This window comes from uncultured Psychrosphaera sp. (assembly GCF_947500655.1).
In the GTDB taxonomy this organism is placed as follows: domain Bacteria; phylum Pseudomonadota; class Gammaproteobacteria; order Enterobacterales; family Alteromonadaceae; genus Psychrosphaera.
This window is the reverse complement of sequence record NZ_CANMSK010000002.1, coordinates 236,079-255,388: the sequence shown is the minus strand read 5'-3', so window position 1 is coordinate 255,388 and position 19,310 is coordinate 236,079. Positions and strand designations below refer to the sequence as shown.

Genomic DNA, 19,310 nt, shown 5'->3' with positions numbered 1-19,310 from the left:
CATTATTGACGCTGGTTTTTATGCGCCTAATTAAGCTTTTAGATCACCCTTCCCTAAATGCTTCAGGGTTTAAATGATGTTTATTTAGTAACTTATAAAATTCTGTGCGGTTTCGTTGTGCCATTTTTGCAGCTTGCGATACATTACCAGCCGTTGCTTTTAATATCGTAGCTAAGTAATCACGCTCAAACTGGTCTCGCGCTTCTTGAAACGACGGATGCTGAGTTGGCGCTTCTCGTAACGCACTTCTTACTAATGACTCACTAATTAATGACTCGGTAGACAAGGCCACACTTTGCTCAACTACATTTTGTAATTGCCTAATATTTCCAGGCCACGGAGCACAAATAAGCAACTCCATTGCAGTTTGAGAAAACCCATTTACTTGCTTGGTTGTCTGCCCAGATGTTTGACTTAAAAAGTGTTGAGCTAATAATGGAATATCTTCTCTACGTTCCGCTAATGGTGGTAAAACAAGCTCAACTACATTTAAGCGGTAATACAAATCTTCTCTAAAGGTCTGCTCTTTTATCGCTTTTTGCAGATTTTTATGGGTAGCTGAAATAATACGAACATCCACCTTCACTGAGCTGGTACTGCCAACCGGCCGCACTTCTTTTTCTTGTAAGGCACGTAATAATTTTACTTGAAAGCTCATTGGCATATCGCCAATTTCATCTAAAAATAATGTGCCGCCATCACTTGCTTCAAATAAACCAACATGGTGTTGGTCTGCTCCGGTGAACGCACCTTTTCTGTGGCCAAACAATTCAGACTCTAATAACTGTTCGGGTATTGCAGCACAGTTAATTGCGGTAAACGGTTTAGTACGTCGCTCACTTGCTTGATGAATAGCTTGGGCTAATAATTCTTTACCTGTACCACTTTGGCTGTTTATTAATAAACTGAAGTCACTTTTTGCAACTTGAAAGGTTTGTTGTAACAGCGTTTCCATTACTCCACTGCGAGAGATTATTTTGTCACGCCATAAATGGGCTTCTTGATCATCACTGCCTTGACTTGAGAGTGGCTGTAAACGAATAGCTTGTTGAACTATATCGAGTAGTTCTCGGCTTTCAAATGGCTTAGTTAAAAAGCTGAACACGCCTTGTTTGGTAGCATTAATCGCATCCGGAATGGTGCCGTGCGCGGTCATAATGATCACAGGTAAGCTTGGATATTGTTGGCGTATTTTTTCAAATAAAGCCATGCCATCCATACCTTCCATGCGCAAGTCGCTTATCACTAACTGTGGCTGAAAACTTTTTAAAACACCTAATGCTTCTTTTGCACTTTGTGCCGACTCAACATGGTAGTTAGCTGCATTTAAACGTATGCCTAATAAACGTAATAAACTCGGGTCGTCATCAACGATAAGTATTTTTTCTTTTACTTGTAGCTCATTAACGTTTTCTTCATCTATGAGGTTATCGTCTGTACTAGGTATTACAGTCACCTTTGCATCTACATTCATAGCGGTGTTCCATGATCATTAATTGAGCGTTCAATATTTTTTAACTGAATAATCTGTTGCTGTAATTTTTGGGTTCGCTGCTCAAGCTGCTCAATAGATTGCTGTTGAACCTCTAATTGCTTTTGACTTTCAGTATTAGTTTTGTCTTTATCTATTACTCTGTTAAGAATAAGTAACTGCTGATTAAGTTGATCTTTTAGCATAACAATAAAGGCAAGATCAGCCACGTTAAAGTGCTGAGGTGATGTTTGTTTATTCAGTTTTTCCTTGGCAATATAAGGATTATGTATTGGTGAATTTGGCAAGCTATGTAACAGCAATAAATTATATTCAGCCCCTTGATTTCCGTTGGATTGTTCAACCTGTTGTTTGTCTATCTCAGCTAGTAATTCATCATTATTTAAGCTTTTTATCCATAAATAATAATTACCATAAGAAGAGTGCTCCTTGTCGATAACCTTAATGTTATCGCTGTCATCGTTTGTATCTAGAGCCATTGATTGGCAACCACAAAGCGAGACAGAAAATGCAATTAACAAAGTCACTCGTAATAAAGAAATATGAGTTGAAAAAGTGTTCATAATTAAGATTTTTCCAGATGATAAGTTTTTATTGGTGTCATTAATTGTGTTTTCGGCAAGCTTATTTTGAATGTAGTGCTAGTAGAAGCAATGCTTTCTATAGTAATACTGCCATTTAAACGCATAAGTAATTCTTTCACTATGGTTAGCCCTAAACCACTGCTTTTTATTTGGCTGTTATGCGCTGTAGGCCCCTGATAAAAAGCATCAAATATTTTGTTATAAAGTGATGGTTCAATACCAACACCTTGGTCAGTTATCGTTAGTTGTAGCCTTTGCTGCTCTATCCAACCTTTTATCGTAATTGTGCCTTTATCGGGAGAGAACTTAATTGCATTGGATAAAATGTTATCTAAGATAACGCTAAGCTGCTTACTATTACATTGCAACGAAATATCATCCACTTGCTGAATAACCGTTAACTGTTTTCTTTTTATATCTAAAGCCCATAAAGATAAAGCCTGCTCAATTTCTTGGTTTAAATTTATAACCTCAGCATCTTGTAAACTGGTTGAGTCCAGTACGATATTAAAATCAAGCAAGTCCTCTATTAATCGTTGTAAACGAGTAACACTAGTACGAATAATGTTCGTCACTTCTTGTTGATCATTATTTAATTCACCTACGCTATTATCATAAAGCAGCTCAGTGCCTTCTCTAATTGCTGCTAACGGTGTTTTTAATTCATGGGATATATGGCGAATAAAGCTAGATTTTTGTAGCTCTAATGCATGCAGGCGTCTGCGCATTAATTCTAGTGCATCCGCGATTTCTTCTATCTCAGTTGAGCCTTCAACCATAATAGGTGATTCAAAGTTACCTTGTTCTAATAGCTTTATTTTATTGATCAGCTCTTTTAATGGACGAGTGATCAATATAATAAAAATACCCGCAATAAATAGTGTCATCGGAATAACAAGTAAACTAAACATCATGGTTTTTTTTATTTCATTACCCGACGCCACCATATTATTAGCTTGTTGATTAATAAGCTGATTTGAATGCAGTGATAATTTCTGATTTAACTGGGCAAACTGTTTAAAGTGACTTTGCAACTGTTCTAAATTTACTGAGTTAACAGAAGTCATTTGTATTAACTGATCTATTTCTTTTACTTTGCTAGCAAACTGCTGCACTAAAAGAGAAAACTGTTCATCGTTATAGGTTTTAAATTCTTGTGCTAAAACCGTTTTTAGCTGTTGTTTTTGCTCAGTGTATTGTTTGAGCAACTCTTGTTCTTTTAATACAAGATATTGGCTGGCGAACCTTTCAAGACGAATAAGGGTTTGACTAATTTGACGATTATTCTCAACTAACTCAGCCACATTAAAAATAGCAGAGGTTCCTTGCTGAGACAGTTGATTCACTTGATTAGCACTGTATAAAAAAGCCAAAACTAGCGGTAAGGCAACTAAACCAAACCCCATCAATGTCAGTGTTTTAATCGAAAGATGATAAAACGATAAATTTTTAATCCATTTCTGCATTAATTAATGTACTTCTTATATTGAAAACAAATAACTGAGGCGTTGATTTAACCTTGTTTGAACAGGATAAACAACATTGTCTTAAATTGACGACAGTCAGTAAGATTTATAGATAAACAACATTAGTCATTGTTTTTTAAGGATAATTTAATATTTATTACTAATTTACTGTAGAGATACTAAATTGAAATATTTTAACTGTTGCTAATTGGCGACAGATAAAAACCAATGATTTACAATTTTGCCTTTAATATCAAATAGTTACACTTTGGCACACAAGGTGCTATATCCCTATCGATAGTAAAATAATCTACTACGTTAATTATAATATAAAGGAAAAATGAATATGTTTAATTTAAAAAATATCTCTCTAGCAGCAGTTGCTTCTTTATTAGTAACATTTTATGCAAGTGCAAATGCACCGGTTACAACTGAAGTAGCTAGCGCTCCAAAAGCAGACCTAACTATATTATTAACCCAGTTTGACGCTGATAAAAATGGTTCATTAAGCAAAGCTGAAGTTGCTGCAAGCAATAACAAAACGCTAATGGAAAATTTCAGCAGCATCGACACGAACAAAGACGGTGAGTTAAGTAAAAAAGAACTTAAATCACTTTAATAGAATCATAATTAACGCATTTTAGTTAAAAAAATATAAAGGAAAATCAATATGTTTAATTTAAAAAATCTTTCACTAGCAGCAGTTGCTTCTTTATTAGTTACATTCTACGCAAGTGCAAATGCACCGGTTACAACTGAAACAGCTAGCGCTCCAAAAGCAGACCTAGCTAAATTGTTAAGTCAGTTTGATGCTGATAAAAATGGTTCATTAAGCAAAGCTGAAGTTGCTGCAAGCAATAACAAAACGCTTATGGAAAATTTCAGCAGCATCGACTTCAACAAAGACGGTGAGCTAAGTAAAAGAGAACTTGAATCATTCTAATAGAATGGTGAGCTACACACTTTAGCTAGTTCGCCCCTGGATTTAAATGGACTAGCTAAAGCCGTTATCTAATATTAACCAGTTACTTCCCCGCACGGGAGTAACTGGTTTTTTTTTGGTAATAAACTATGAATTAGTCCAATCACATTAAATATTGAACAATTTACTATTTCGCTGTGTAACTTACTTTTGTTTGTGCAATATAATCATGTAAACAACGTTTTTCTTTAGTAAAAATAAACAGAGGGTTAATTAAGCCAACAATAATAGTTCCAACCATAGGTATTTGAGCAATAACCTGCATTACTAATAAGCGTTTAAAAAAGATAGTGGTAAAGCTAGCTTGTGTCCCATCTAAATTTTCAATACGAATAGAAAGAAAGTGCTTACCTATCGTTTGGGCGTAGTTTGCCAACAGATAACCATGAAATAACAAAAACATTACTAAGCCATATAAAAACATAAATGCTAATAAAGACACTGATGGCTCTTTAAATGCCTCAAGCCCAACATAAAGAACAACAGGTATAATGCCTGCAATACCAATTACTCCATCAATAACAGCAGCAATAAATCGGTCGCCTCTGGATGCTTTTTCACCCACTTCTTTTTCAACAACCGCGTTGATCTCAATATTTTTTTGATTAATTAAATCATCTATCTCTTTTGCTCTTTCAGGATACTTTTCTCTATCTATTGTTTGAGCTGAAGAATTAAGTTCTTCTAATGAGTAAGTTGAAAAATCTATTTTTGATTCCATTCTGTTTTCCTTTTTATGCTTAATCTAACTAATTATTTTAATAATCTAACAAGTTAGTTTTAAAATTACAAACCTGTTTATTTCCTGCGTGACATGCCCCAAGGATCTTCTGCAGTAGATGCTTTTTGTCTAATAGAGCGAGTTAAATTGGCTTTTTGCTTGTTGTAACGTACACGTTCCGCATCTTCCAAACTAAGCTCTCTTGGCGTTCTTGGTTTTTGATTTAACGGTACTATGCGATCACGAGGTGGTAAGTCAAATTGAGTATCATCAGGCTTTGGCAGGTTTTTTAGTTTATACATATAAAAGCTTTCAACTTTCTCTAACGCCCATTGAGTTTTTCTTAAAAACTTACAGCTAGATTCAATACTTGGATTCGTCTTAAAGCAGTTAATATTAATGTACGCAAATAGAATACCCCAGCCATAAAAGTCCACAAGTTCTTCTAAAATCTGCTCTAATTTTTTACCGTGTAATGGGTTATTTTTGTATATTTCTTCGTTGCTCATGGGATATTGAATTACTATTAATCTATTAGATGTATTCATTATAGTTTGTATGACTTTTTTAAGATAGTCGCCACTTATACTTGAAGGCTAAAAATAACAAAAACGATTTATAACATGTCACTTTTAGCAAAAATTTTATATGGGTGATCGGTAAATCTATAGTTGGAATAATTAAACTCCTTGATCTTTATAGGAAAACATCTCACTATCTCTGTGCGTTTTTTAACACATTTATGATTATTTTTGGTGCGAGAGCACTAGTAGAGAATTACATTATTTAAAATAAAGTATGATTTAGTCAAAAAAACATACTATAAATCAAAGACTAATAAAACTTAAATATATCATGCGCGTTTATGGTTCAAAACTTGATGCTTGAGTCATAAAAATCCAATTGCAGTAAAATAAAGGGTTTAGTTTATTCATATGTCTGTACAACAAAGAGCACCAACAGCAGTAAAACTGTTAACAGTCTTAATTATTGATGACAATATGGACCGAGCGTTAACATTTGAAACTGCATTAAAAGACACCCCTTATTTAGTAAAGCACTTGGCTCACACAAGTGTATCCCTGTTAAAAGAAGTAGAAAAAACCGAACCTGATATCATTCTTATAGATATTGAGTCACCTAACCGTGACACGATTGAAAGCTTAAGCACCATATCCGCTTTTAACCCTAAACCTATTGTGATGTTTTCCGAACAAGACCAACCTGACTTAATGCGAGAATCTATAAAAGCAGGTGTTAGTGCTTATGTTTCCGGTGATACTAACCCAGAGAGAGCAAAATTCATTTTAGATGTTGCTGTAGCAAGGTTTAATGAACACCAAGGTCTTAAAAACGAATTATCAGACGCTAAACGCCAACTAGAATCAAGAAAGTGGGTTGATCAGGCAAAAGCGTTATTAATTGAAAAACAAAATATGACGGAACAAGAGGCATATTCCGCTATCCGAAAAATGGCAATGGATAATGGCCAAAAAATGGAAGATGTCGCTAAAAATCTTATCTCCATGATGCAGTTAATGGGTGGAGCAAAATAACATGACTACAGAAAATAAAGCGTTAGAACAAACAGAATTAAACATAGGTATAGTTGCACTTACTGATTGCGCGCCACTTGTTATGGCAAAACATTTAGGCCTTTTTGAAAAGTGGGGGCTTGATGTCAACTTACATACACAGCACTCATGGGCAACCGTTAGAGACAGGTTACACACAGACTTATTAGATGCTGCACAAGTATTAGCACCTATGCCGTTTGCTAGTACATTAGGATTAAATAGTGCTAAATGTGACGTAATTAACGCCTTTAATTTAAGTATGAATGGTAATGGTATTACATTATCGATCGCTCTGTTTGATCAAATCAAAAAACTAAACCATGGTAAAGAGCCTTCATTACCTCTTGATTCTTCATGGATAAAACAACTTGTATTAAACAGACAGAAAAACGATGAGCCTAAATTGCGTTTTGCTGCAGTTTATCCATATTCTTGTCACTTTTTCCAATTAAGAGACTGGTTATCATTAGCTGGTATTAATGTTGATAACGACATTGAAATTATTTTTATTCCACCAACTGAAATGACTACCGCATTAGAAAATAATGAGATAGATAGTTTTTGTGTTGGTACGCCTTGGAATACCAAAGCAGTAAGAGCTGGTATTGGTGCTACAGTGATCACCTCATGTGATATTTGGCAAGAAGCACCAGAGAAAGTATTAGCGGTCACTAAAAAATGGCAACAAAAAAATCCGAACACTTTTTTAGCTATGTTAGCCGCTGTACAACAAGCGTGTGAATGGCTAGATTCCATAGCTAACCGATTTGAAGCAGCTAGAGTGCTACAAACTTACCTAGATGAATCTTTAGATGTTATAGCGCCATCGTTAATTGGTAGTTGTTTAACAACAAAAGACGGTATGCCTAGAGAGATCCCAGCTTATAACCGTTTTATTAGTAAAGACGCAAACCTACCACAATTAAGCCAAGGTCGAGTTTTATTGGACAAGATGATTTTAGCTAATCAATTACCAAAAGACTTTACTCAAGCAATGAAACAACAATTACTTAAAGATGTTTACCGACCAGATTTATATCAAGAGATGCTAAATTTAAAAAAGTAAATGACCCAATTAGGTGACTTTAAATAATGATCATGGATGATCAGCACCAACAATGTGCAAGTAAAATCCCAACCCATTTGCCAAATAAAAAATAAAATCATTAATAACATAAGGTTAAGCTAATTAATTGGTTTCGTTGTTACTGGCATATAACTTGTTACTTAATAACTATCGCCGAATAATTAAATTACCAATTAAAAACGGTTATTCGTCATCAGCTAAGAGTGACCAAACTCTATATCACTAGCTCCTCAATGTTGAGGTAAATATTAATTAAACAAGCAAAGGCGCTTCCCAAAAGGTTGTCGCCTTTTTTTGTGAGTAAAATATGACCCAACAATTTGAACAGAAAATTATTAAATCAAGTTGCCCATATTGTGGGGTAGGTTGTGGAGTGGATGTTACCACTACAAATGGAATTCCAAGTGCGGTTAGTGGTACTGAAACTCATCCAGCTAATCTTGGCCGTTTATGCGTTAAAGGCTCAAACTTAATTGAAACCGTTGATCATGATGGACGCTTATTACATCCAATGATTGATAACAAACAAGTAGATTGGCCACAAGCAACTCAATATGTTGCAGATAAATTCAGTCAAATAATTAATGAGTTTGGCCCTGATTCAGTCGCGTTTTATGTATCTGGGCAAATCCTAACTGAAGACTATTATATTGCTAATAAACTAATGAAAGGCTTTATTGGTTCAGCCAATATAGATACTAACTCTCGTTTATGTATGTCTTCTGCGGTTGCCGGATATAAACGTGCGTTTGGCTCTGACACTGTTCCTTGTAGTTATGAAGATTTAGACAATACGGAGCTTCTAGTCTTAGTAGGCTCTAACGCAGCTTGGACACACCCAGTTTTATTTCAGCGTATGGAAAAAGCCAAGCTCAAGAACCCTAACGTCAAAATCATCGTTATTGACCCAAGGCGCTCAGCCACAGCAGAATTAGCAGATACTCACTTACCTCTTAAAGCTGGTAGTGACGTTGCTTTATTTAATGGTTTATTACATTACTTAATTGAGCATGATGCATTAGATAATGATTACATTGCCAATTATTGTGAAGGTTGGGAGGCAACGGCAGCAGGCGTTGCTAACTGTGATATTAAAACTACCGCTTTATTATGTGATTTACCTGCTAAGCAGTTAGAACAATTTTATCAGTTATTTTCTAGCTCTAAATCTGCCGTCACTTTTTATTCCCAAGGCGTTAATCAATCTAGCCAAGGCGTAGATAAGTGTAACGCAATTATTAATTGCCATTTAGCCACTGGAAAAATTGGTAAATTAGGTTCTGGACCTTTTTCTATCACAGGGCAGCCTAATGCGATGGGCGGTCGTGAAGTTGGTGGATTAGCTAATATGCTAGCCGCGCACATGAACATTGAAGACAAAAGTCATCGAGATTTAGTACAATATTTTTGGCAATCTCCAACTATTTGCCAAAAGGCAGGAGCAAAAGCCATTGATTTATTCGACCAAATTAATTCAGGTCAAATCAAAGCGGTTTGGATCATGGCAACTAATCCGTTAGTGAGTATGCCCAACAGAAATGTCGTGGAACAGGCGCTTAAAAAATGTGATTTTGTTGTGGTATCTGAATGCATGGAAAAGAACGATACGCTCACCTACGCACACGTAAAATTACCCGCCACAACTTGGGGTGAAAAAGACGGCACAGTAACTAACTCTGAACGTAGAATTTCACGCCAAATGGGGTTGATGCAAGCTCCAGGTGAAGCCAAGCATGACTGGCAGATAATTCGTGATGTCGCTCATAAAATGGGATTTACAGAACATTTTAATTATCAACATTCAGCCGACATATTTAAAGAACATGCAAGTTTGTCGGGTTATAAAAATGGCACTGATGGCTATGCCGTTCGTGATTTCGATATTTCAGGTTTATCTCGGTTATCATTAAATGAATATAACCGTTTAACTCCAATACAGTGGCCTGTTAATGAAGAATACCCAAATGGCCGTCAGCATATTTTTGATGATGGATTATTTTACACACCATCGCAAAAGGCTCAGTTTATAAATGTAGTTGCGCAATTACCGCAACAAACACCAAGTACAGAGCACCCGTTTATTTTAAATTCTGGCCGATTAAGAGACCAATGGCACACCATGAGTCGCACCGGAAAGTCAGCGGCTTTAGCCAAAAATATGAAAGAACCATTTTTATTTATCCGTCCAGAAGAAGCTGAAAATTTAGGGCTAACTAAATCTGATTTAGTAAAAGTAAGTAGTCCTTATGGCGAAGTTATATTGCCGTTACAATTTGATAAAGGCTTACAAAAAGGTAACTTATTTGCGCCGATTCACTGGAGCCAATTAACCGCACCAACCGCCAATATCGCTAAATGTTTTGGCTCGTTTGTTGATCCTATTTCCGGTCAACCAGAATGTAAATATACGATAGTAAAAGTAGAAAAATATAGCACCAAACAATTCATTCAATGTTTCTCAGTTACAGAATTTGAACCGCAAAGTGATTACTGGGCAAAAGTAAAAATAGCGTCTGGTTTTGAATATATTTGCGCAACGCCTGAGTCGATAGATTTAGCCATAAACTGGTGTCGCGATAACGCTGACGTTTCGGGTAACTGGAGTTATTTTGAAAATAGTCAAAGCGGACTTCGAACTGTGCTTTGTATTGATAACGATGACAAATTACAGTTCGCTGCATTTTTAGCAGATTACAAACCTGAAATAAATGCCGATTGGGTTGAAAGTTTATTTGCTAAATCAGCTGTAACAGTGGAACAAATCAACCGAATTTTACGTGCTGACGTAGAGCAAAATTTCTTAAACGGCAAAACAATATGTAGCTGCTTTAAAGTCGGCGAAACCCAAATTATCAATGCAATTGTAGAGCACAACGACAACACCACCGAATTGCTTGGTGAACGTCTTAAATGTGGAACCAACTGCGGATCATGTAAAAGTGAACTAAGAACATTAATTAACGAACACGCACAGACAAGTACTCCAACAGCAAACTCATTATCGGTTAAAAAGCCAAACATAAAAAATGGTAATAAGTTTGTTCAAATCCCAATTACAGAAATATAGGCAGGTGCATTATGTTTAATTTAACGTTTAATTTATCCCATTTAGCTATTTTCCGTTTACTTAGTTTTGATTTAACAAAAAAAGACAGCAAGTTTACAAGTCGTCATAAGGCTAAGCTAGCTAAAACAAGCAATAAAGTTGGCCATGTTCATTTAGTTGGTTCAGGTCCTGGAGATGCTGAGTTATTAACATTAAAAGCCTATCGTTTATTACAAACTGCTGACGTTGTAATGTATGACTGGTTAGTAAGCCCTGACATCGTAAACATGATCCCAAAAAATGTAGAGAAAGTATTTGTTGGTAAAAAATGTGGTCGTCATAGCATGACGCAAGATGAGATTTGTCAGTTGTTATCAGAACGCGCGCTTGCAGGACAAGATGTCGTACGTTTAAAAGGTGGTGACCCATCTATATTTGGCCGAGCAGCAGAAGAAATTGAGCATCTACAACAGCATAATATAGACTTTGCGATTGTACCCGGCGTAACAGCAGCCTCTGGTTGCGCAGCTTGGTCAGGTATACCTCTTACACACAGAGATTGTGCCCACTCAGTTCGCTTTATTACTGCACATTTTAAAAGTGATGAAATCCAATCCGACTGGAAAAATTATGCTGAATCTAATGATACATTAGTATTTTACATGGGTTTAAATAAAGTAAAACTGATCGCCGACAACTTGATAACTCATGGAAAAACCGCAACAACACCAATGGCTATTATTGACCAAGGCACCACAAACAACCAAAAAACTTACATTTCTAACTTGGCTGATATTGAGCAAGTATTAAATAGTGAAAATATTATAGGTCCTGCTTTGATTGTGGTGGGCGATGTTATAAATTACCAAGCACAGGTTAATATTGATTTGCTGCATGCAAAGTCAACACACGCTGCTGCGTAACGGTAAAACAATAAAAATGAATGAATTCTCACAGTACATTAAACTCATTGGTAAAGGTAAAAATGCCGGTAAATACTTAACAAAAGTTCAGGCTTACGATGCCTTTGATATTTTGTTAAAAGGCCAAGCTCAGCCTGAGCAAATTGGCGCTTTTTTAATGTTGCTGCGAGTCAGAGAGGAGTCTGCCGAAGAACTTGCGGGATTTGTTAAGGCAACCCGTGAACACACACCAACAGCTATTCAGCAGATTAATGTTGATTTAGATATGGGATGTTATGCTGGAAAACGTCGTCATTTACCTTGGTTTTTATTGGCCATGTTATGCCTTGCTCAGTCAGGCAAACGAATATTTTTGCATGGTTGTAAAGAGCCTGATTCAAACCGTTTATATTTACCAGAAGTATTCAGTGCGTTAAATATCCCCGTATCGCAAAATGCAGAACAAGCTAATGAGCAACTGGATAAAACAAATTTTGCTTATATGGACTTACAGCAAGTAAATCCTAAGTTAAATCACCTAATTCAAATGCGTAGCTTGTTTGGGCTGCGTTCACCGGCTAATACATTAGCAAGAATGTTAAACCCGACATCAGCACCATCTAGCTTCCACGGTGTATTTCATCGTCACTTTGATGAAAGACATATCCAAGTTGCTAAGCTATTAGGCGACCAACACGTATCCTGTATTCGCGGCGAAGGAGGAGAAGTAGAAGTAAATCCTGAACGAGGTTTTATCCAACACCTTATTAATAATGGCGAAATATCATCTTATGAATTTCCAACCTTATTACCTAACTGGCAAATAAAACCAAGAGAACTGAAACCGTTAGAGTTGAAACAGTGTTGGACCGGCGAATTACAATTTGAATATGCGACACAATCAATTATTGGCACAATTGCCACTTACTTAACTTTGTTAGAGTCCATAAGTGTTGAACAAGCATTACAGCAAGCTGAAACTATGTGGTTAAACCGTAACGCTGTATTCGAGTTTTAAACTTAACTCCTTAAATATGTTGAGGCTAGCCAAACACAACAAATCCATCTATAGTTTAGTAGAACTGATTTTTTCATCTATTAGGTTAGTTAGTGTATTTTGTTGTTTTAGCTCTGTAGTCTGCCTTACTTTTATCGGATATTTATAAATTATGTTTATTAATCTTCATATCTCATCGTTTGTGTATTCCATCATCTTGTTATTTAGCTTATTTGCTTCAAGTTCTGTTCTGGCTTTAGATAAAATAAAAGTTAACAAAGGTCAGTCAGAAATAGATATTAGAACTAAATATACCTACAACATTCTAAATAAAGCATTAAGTATTGGGCGTAATAAATTTGGTCCTTACAAAATTGAAACCGCAGGCTTTTCTATTCCTAACCATCAAACATTAAAAGAACTTACAAAGGGTGAGTTTATAAATGTAGCCATGGCTTTGTCGACGGAAGAATGGGAGGAAAATAGCATTCCAATTCGTATTCCGCTAAGACGAGGTATTTTTAGTTACCGTTTATTAGCTATCAATAAATCCAATTCAGAAGCTTTCAATAATATTAATAATCTAGAGCAACTTAAACAGCTCACTATTGGCTTGCGTAAAAGTTGGCGAACACGTAAAACATTCGAAGTATTAGGTTTTACTATTTCGGACGCCTATTCTTATGATTCTATTTTTGCCATGTTAGATAAAAATAGGTTTGATTATATCCCCAGAGGAATTCATGAAATATACGATGAAATTGAGATCAGAAAAAATTCATTTCCAAACTTAGCAGTTGAACCAAGATTAGCATTATATATTCCATCGCCTTTTTATATGTTTGTATCAAAAACTACACCAAAAATAGCACAGCGTATACAGTGGGGATTGGAGGAGTTGGTTAAGAAAGGTATTTTACAAAAAACATTTGAGCAATATTATGGCAAAAGCATTAAAAAGGCGGATTTAAAAAATAGAACCATAATTAACGTAGGTAATCCGGTATTACCTAGTAAAACACCATTGGAACGTGAAGAATTATGGTATTCATTTTCAGTAGAGCCGCCCGCTAAATAAGAGAAATTAACGAGCTAATTCGCTCTATTTTTAGATCATTTGCTTTTCACATTATTTAAAAATGTTGTTCAGCACTCAACTTTACTGAAATCTAGTGCCATTACATCTGGATAAATAAACTGATAATTCAACTTGTTTTTTATTTTTGTATTATCAATTATTTTAAATAATGGTGTGGTTTCCACATCACATTTGGCAGGTTCCACCCCTAACGATTCAGCTGCATAAGTATAAAATTCTTGTTTGTTTGGGTGGGCATCTGAACATACATTAAAACTCTCTCCCCAAACATCATCATTGATTATTTGAACCAGTATATTAAGGCAATCATCACGATGAATAAGATTTACTTTAGCTTGTGCATTTTTAATCGTTTTTCCGTTACGAAAAAAACGGCCAGGATGACGTTCATAACCAATAAGCCCACTAAAACGAACAACAGTGGTGGTAAACGTTTTAGCTTGTTTAAATAAGTTTTCTATTTGAGATAAAGGATGATCAGTTAATTCAATACCATCATCTTCTGAAATAATTGAATTATTATCTGGATAAACGGAAGTGGAGCTAATAAACATCACGTGTTTAATCGAGGACTTTTCTATCAAGTGAATGAATTCAGCAAATGCAGGAATATTTTTATTCGTTATATTAACAATTAAAATATCAGCTGATAAAAAAGCAGCGATATTTTGTTGTAGCTTCTCTTGTAAATTTTCGATATCAATTAAAAAACTTTCTACATTTGACGCAAGCTTATAAGTATCTAATCTCTGTTGAGAACGAGTAGCGAGATTAACCCAAGCTCCAAGCTCACTTAACGTTTGAGCCAACGGATAACCCAACCAACCGCCACCTAATATACTAATTTTATGCTTTTTGATCTTATTGAAATCCATATACAACATTACTTAAATTTTTATAGTTAACATTAAAATTAATCGTTGCGCTCTTCTATACACTCAAAAGAACCCATTTCAAACTCTCTACAAATAAGCGGACGAACTTCATAAATACTGCACATATGTGTGTCTCGGTCTAACGCAGCACACCAACCATCATCCAGTCTTAACATGACTTCTGAACCCCATTTGTCGGTTTTAATGTACCGCGGTGGAACGCCAGTTTCCGTGATCAACATGACCTCCAACTTGCAACAGTTTGCTCGGCAAGTGGAACAAGTTACATCTGGATTTATCTCAGATATATCCTCTATTGGGATCAAATCAGACATGAGCTAACGTTTCCTAAAGTTTAAGTCATTAATGAATTTACCAACAATCATAAATGACTTTAGTCGACAGATTGAAGTGTCAGGACTATGCCACAAAGTAGCTCTATTCTATATGACTAATTACCATACAAGGATACACTTTACTGCTTACCGCCTTATCGCTAGTCTTGCGTGAGTACAACTGACATTGAACATTCGATATGTTTTAACATGTCGCTAACAATTTTAGGGATCGGTTGACTAACATTAACCTTCTCCATGTTAACCATTATCGAAATATCACAATCATCCAATGTCAGTTGTTGCTTAATATAAAAATCGATAATATCGTTAAGGCTCATTGGCGTTAAAGGCACCATGCCTATGTACTGCTTTTTCTCTTCGACCTCAATGCAATAAGCATCCATTAACTCTTTATTTAGCGTAAAACTCTGCATACGATTAAGTGATAAAAATCGAAACATCACTTGAACTGAGCTTGCTACATTCATTTAATACTGCCTATTATATTGTCCACATAAACCTTAACTATTTTATAGCTCCAACAACAAAGATAAAATCAAGACTTGGTATAATAACGGCGACCCATTATTACTATTAAAATACCGCCGAGAACTAATAAAGATGAGATAACTAACCTAATAGAAATAGGCTCACTCACAAATAATACACCACCAACAGCTGCTAATATTGGCACCAAAAGTTGTACCACAGCAGCTTGTGTCACTGATATATCTTTAAGTACTAGATACCAAAGTGCATAACCAATAGCAGAAGTAACTGCCCCAGATAAGATGGCATATATCATGCCCCAGTCCGTAATTTTACTGTATTCAAAGGTCAGTAAAATTAGCACGAGTACAAAAGGAATAGTGCGCAGAAAATTTGCCGTTGTATCTATTATAGGCTGTTTGGATCCTCTACCTAATAATGTATAAATCGCCCAAGCAATACCTGATAAAGCCATTAGTATAAAACCTAATAACGAAGGTGTTGATAAGCTAGGAAGCACTAGATAAATCACACCAACAAAAGCTAAGGCTATCCCTAACCACTCTGCAAAATGTAATTTATTACCATATAACGCACCAACAATGATCATTGTAAGTTGCACTAAACCAAATAAAATTAATGCCCCAGTGCCTGTATCTAACGAGATATATCCATAAGAAAAAGTAACGGCATAAACAAATAACATTAAACTAGCTAACCAGGTTTTTAACGAGTTTTGTTTTTTAAACTCCTGTACCACACTGACAACATTGCCTTTAACTAAAATAAGGCTGATGACGAGCAAAGAAACAATGCCAGACAACAGGCGTATTGATGTAAAACTTGAAGCATCAATTAAACCTTGCCCCAAAGCCAAACGACATAAAACGGAATTTCCAGCAAAAGCGATTAACGCAAAACTAATAAAGGCGAGTAATTTAAAGGTTTGAATAGGCATAATTAACTTAAAATATTGTGACTAATTGAGTTAATTCTTTAACGGTCAATTAGTCTGATAATATGAACACGAGTAATTCATTTACTCAGCTGCTAGCTTTGGTATCCGTTCTGTTGATTAATCAGGATATCGGTCGTATTTATTCGCAACTTGTCCTTCTTCCAACCAACAGGCTTTTTCTTTAAAGAAAATATTAGCTGATGGGCGTATTTTGGGATCTTCATCTAAGTAACCAGCTGGAATAGCCAATGTAGAGCCATCTCGACTTAAATAAGGAACTTGTGAACCACAAGTTGTACAAAAGGTATTACAAAAACGTATCGCATCGGGTAAATCATAACGTTTTACTAACTCTTGCCCTGACACCCATTCTATTTTATCTGGGTCGGTAAAGATTAATGATGCAAATGCAGAGCCTGTTTTTTTCTGACAACGGTCACAATGACATTGGTAAAACCTTTTAAATGGTCCAGTTACTTTACTAACAACTTGTCCACATAAACAACTTCCGCTAATAGTATTTTTCATATGAGTACTTACTCCGATTTAAGCCAAAATTAATAGTTACCTGCATCAGCCTAGACTAACGAAGTAAAGAGGTCTTGCCAAACTATTTATACCAATTGGTATGAAAAATTTATATTAAGAGCTCTTTATTTCTTAATGTCATTATCAGATAGATATTTTCAACGTAAATAGCAGCACTATTATCAATACTTTCACTTGCTAGTGACAATAAATAACAAAGTCTGACATGAAAAACATCATTAAACTAATGAGTCTAAAACAATGGATGAACTAGGGTCATTTAACAACACCATTTATGAGTGTCGGTCATTTAATTAAATGTAAATTAAAATCCATCATCATTAACGGTAAAATAAATACGTTTGAATAATTAATAAAAAAGCGAGCAACGTGCTTAACATCTTCCAAAAACCAACAGGGTTTCTTTCAAGTAACGGCGCTGACTCTATTTTGTTTACCATCATCCTATTTGGAGTTGTTAAGTCTTTTAAAAATTCAGACAAAGCTAAATAGCGGCTAGATATATTTGGTTGAGTGGCTTTTTGTAAGGCTAAATCTAACCATACAGGAATGTCTTTTCTTATTTGTTTAGCAAAGCGATATTGCCATTGGTCAAAATTGGTTACTTGTTGATGTTGCACCAAAGGCGTTTTAAACGGTAATTCTCCAGTTAGCATTTCGTAAACAATGACGCCCAATGAGAATATATCCGAACGATGAACGCCTTGCTGTCCCAACAAATATTCCGGTGCGATATAACCAACGGCACCCGCTAATGTATCTTCAATTAAAGGGGAGCTTATCTCAGCTAAGCCACTTACCTGCACAGTACCAAAGTCGATAAGTTTAATATTACCGTCATTCTCAATCATGATATTTTCAGGTTTTAAATCTCTATGCACCATACTTTGACGTTGGAATACTCGCAGTCCCGCAATGATTTTTGCCGTAACGTCACGCACCAAGCTTAAGCTAGGATTTGGATTATCATACATCCATTGTCGTAACGTTATACCTTCAACATATTCACAAACATGGTACAAAAATGGACTTGTAGCTTGACCATTTTCTTTTACCCTAGGGTAAATTTTCATTATAGATTTATGATTTATACGACTGCCAACCCACTGCTCACGGACAAAGCCTTCAAGGTAATTTAAGTCTTCGGCAAAGTTATCGGACGGTGCTTTTAACACTACTTTTTGCTCAGTATTTTTATCTTTAGCAACATAAACATGACTACGAGCGCCGCTGTGAATTACTTTTTCAATTAAATAATTATCTATAGTTACGCCGGGTTTCATCACAGGCGGAATTTTTAATGCAGTAAGTTGTTGATGAACCTCATCGATGTCTTTATTAGGTAAATTGACAACCTCTGCAATTATGCAGCTCAAGTTATCTTTACTGCCAGCCTGTTCAGCGGTTAAACAGATTTCCGTAGCTATCTTTTCTAAACTCAGTTCTTTGTTTGATAGATGTGCTTCAAGTTGTTTGTTGGTTAAGCAGTCGTGTACGCCATCGGTGGTTAGTACAAATCGGTCATTTAGTTGTAAATCTCGCTGAATAAAATCCACTTCTAAGTGGCTATCCATACCCAATGCACGGGTTAATACGCTGCTATGTTCATTTTGGAAATAACTGTGATCTTTAGTCAGCTGTTCTACTTTACCTTGACGATATAAGTAAACTCGACTGTCTCCAGCATGACATAAGTACGCAGTATTAGACTTAAAAATGACCGCACTAAAGGTTGTGACTAATTGATTTTGACGACAGCTCGCTTGCTGACCGTGATGGAATAACCAGGAGTTTAACGAGGATAAAACACGCGCGACCGAATCTTTAGTCGACCAAGATTCAGGAGTACTGAAATAGTCACGAATAAAGGTAGTAACACTGGTTTGACTTGCTTGCTGTGCATTGTCACTACAACTTGCACCATCGGCAATACAAACAACACTACCTTTTAATTCCCGAGCAGAACCTTTAGCTTGTTGTGCGGCAAACGCATCTTGGTTTTCAACCTTAACCCCTTTGTCAGAAAAGCCTCCAAACAAAACATCTAACATTTTTGTAGATGTATTTTCAGAATCAACAGAGCCTTTTTTAAGACTCTGTTTTGTGGCTATTAAATCAGACAAAGGTATTTACTCAGTTGTTTATCCA

General features: G+C 35.8%; 19 protein-coding genes. 8 read left to right on the top strand and 11 right to left on the bottom strand.

Annotated elements, in window-relative coordinates:
- Positions 1-43: 43 nt before the first annotated feature.
- From Q0940_RS03295 to Q0940_RS03285, 3 genes are read right to left on the bottom strand one after another with little or no spacing between them, the layout of a single operon-like run.
- Positions 44-1,474, bottom strand: coding sequence for a sigma 54-interacting transcriptional regulator (locus Q0940_RS03295; protein WP_299263858.1), 1,431 nt, complete (start codon positions 1,472-1,474; stop codon positions 44-46).
- Positions 1,471-2,055, bottom strand: a complete 585-nt coding sequence (locus Q0940_RS03290) for a hypothetical protein (protein WP_299263855.1) — start codon at positions 2,053-2,055, stop codon at positions 1,471-1,473. The genes Q0940_RS03295 and Q0940_RS03290 overlap by 4 nt, the downstream gene beginning before the upstream one ends.
- 2 nt (positions 2,056-2,057) lie before the next feature.
- Positions 2,058-3,542 carry an ATP-binding protein gene (locus Q0940_RS03285; protein ID WP_299263852.1) on the bottom strand — a complete coding sequence of 495 codons (1,485 nt, stop codon included), beginning with the start codon at positions 3,540-3,542 and terminating at the stop codon, positions 2,058-2,060.
- A 346-nt stretch (positions 3,543-3,888) separates the two neighbouring features.
- Between Q0940_RS03285 and Q0940_RS03280 the strand changes: the two genes are divergently transcribed.
- Positions 3,889-4,161, top strand: a complete 273-nt coding sequence (locus tag Q0940_RS03280; protein ID WP_299263849.1) for a hypothetical protein — start codon at positions 3,889-3,891, stop codon at positions 4,159-4,161.
- A 51-nt stretch (positions 4,162-4,212) separates the two neighbouring features.
- The gene (locus Q0940_RS03275) at positions 4,213-4,485 is read left to right on the top strand and encodes a hypothetical protein (RefSeq protein WP_299263846.1); all 273 of its coding nucleotides are present in this window, start codon (positions 4,213-4,215) and stop codon (positions 4,483-4,485) included.
- 166 nt (positions 4,486-4,651) lie between these two features.
- Here Q0940_RS03275 and Q0940_RS03270 read toward each other — a convergent pair whose 3' ends face one another.
- Complete coding sequence (locus Q0940_RS03270) at positions 4,652-5,245, bottom strand: RDD family protein (RefSeq protein WP_299263842.1); 594 nt, start codon at positions 5,243-5,245, stop codon at positions 4,652-4,654.
- A gap of 77 nt (positions 5,246-5,322) precedes the next feature.
- Positions 5,323-5,754: a VF530 family protein gene (locus tag Q0940_RS03265; protein ID WP_299263839.1), complete on the bottom strand. Its 432-nt coding sequence runs from the start codon at positions 5,752-5,754 to the stop codon at positions 5,323-5,325.
- 426 nt (positions 5,755-6,180) lie between these two features.
- Here Q0940_RS03265 and Q0940_RS03260 point away from each other — a divergent pair, with 426 nt between their 5' ends.
- From Q0940_RS03260 to Q0940_RS03235, 6 genes are all read left to right on the top strand, one after another.
- The gene (locus Q0940_RS03260) at positions 6,181-6,801 is read left to right on the top strand and encodes an ANTAR domain-containing protein (RefSeq protein ID WP_299263836.1); all 621 of its coding nucleotides are present in this window, start codon (positions 6,181-6,183) and stop codon (positions 6,799-6,801) included.
- Position 6,802: 1 nt separating this feature from the next.
- Complete coding sequence (locus Q0940_RS03255; RefSeq protein ID WP_299263833.1) at positions 6,803-7,888, top strand: CmpA/NrtA family ABC transporter substrate-binding protein; 1,086 nt, start codon at positions 6,803-6,805, stop codon at positions 7,886-7,888.
- A gap of 328 nt (positions 7,889-8,216) precedes the next feature.
- Complete coding sequence (locus Q0940_RS03250) at positions 8,217-10,976, top strand: nitrate reductase (protein WP_299263830.1); 2,760 nt, start codon at positions 8,217-8,219, stop codon at positions 10,974-10,976.
- 11 nt (positions 10,977-10,987) lie between these two features.
- Positions 10,988-11,878, top strand: a complete 891-nt coding sequence (cobA, locus tag Q0940_RS03245) for a uroporphyrinogen-III C-methyltransferase (protein WP_299263800.1) — start codon at positions 10,988-10,990, stop codon at positions 11,876-11,878.
- Entirely contained in the window at positions 11,850-12,875 is a 1,026-nt protein-coding gene (locus Q0940_RS03240; RefSeq protein WP_299263798.1) for a glycosyl transferase family protein, read from the top strand. The genes cobA and Q0940_RS03240 overlap by 29 nt, the downstream gene beginning before the upstream one ends.
- Positions 12,876-13,026: 151 nt before the next feature.
- The gene (locus Q0940_RS03235; RefSeq protein ID WP_299263796.1) at positions 13,027-13,932 is read left to right on the top strand and encodes a hypothetical protein; all 906 of its coding nucleotides are present in this window, start codon (positions 13,027-13,029) and stop codon (positions 13,930-13,932) included.
- 68 nt (positions 13,933-14,000) lie between these two features.
- On the opposite strand, the gene Q0940_RS03230 is transcribed toward Q0940_RS03235, so the two are convergent.
- From Q0940_RS03230 to Q0940_RS03205, 6 genes are all read right to left on the bottom strand, one after another.
- On the bottom strand, positions 14,001-14,828 hold the full coding sequence (locus tag Q0940_RS03230) for a dTDP-glucose 4,6-dehydratase (protein ID WP_299263793.1): 828 nt from the start codon (positions 14,826-14,828) through the stop codon (positions 14,001-14,003).
- A 38-nt stretch (positions 14,829-14,866) separates the two neighbouring features.
- Entirely contained in the window at positions 14,867-15,163 is a 297-nt protein-coding gene (locus tag Q0940_RS03225) for a YkgJ family cysteine cluster protein (protein WP_299263791.1), read from the bottom strand.
- A 161-nt stretch (positions 15,164-15,324) separates the two neighbouring features.
- Positions 15,325-15,654: a hypothetical protein gene (locus Q0940_RS03220; RefSeq protein WP_299263789.1), complete on the bottom strand. Its 330-nt coding sequence runs from the start codon at positions 15,652-15,654 to the stop codon at positions 15,325-15,327.
- 68 nt (positions 15,655-15,722) lie between these two features.
- Entirely contained in the window at positions 15,723-16,613 is an 891-nt protein-coding gene (locus Q0940_RS03215; RefSeq protein WP_299263786.1) for a DMT family transporter, read from the bottom strand.
- Positions 16,614-16,730: 117 nt separating this feature from the next.
- Positions 16,731-17,141, bottom strand: coding sequence for a GFA family protein (locus tag Q0940_RS03210; RefSeq protein ID WP_299263785.1), 411 nt, complete (start codon positions 17,139-17,141; stop codon positions 16,731-16,733).
- A 341-nt stretch (positions 17,142-17,482) separates the two neighbouring features.
- A complete protein-coding gene (locus Q0940_RS03205; RefSeq protein ID WP_299263781.1) occupies positions 17,483-19,285 on the bottom strand; it encodes a bifunctional protein-serine/threonine kinase/phosphatase in 1,803 nt (600 codons plus the stop codon).
- Between the last annotated feature and the right edge of the window lie 25 nt (positions 19,286-19,310).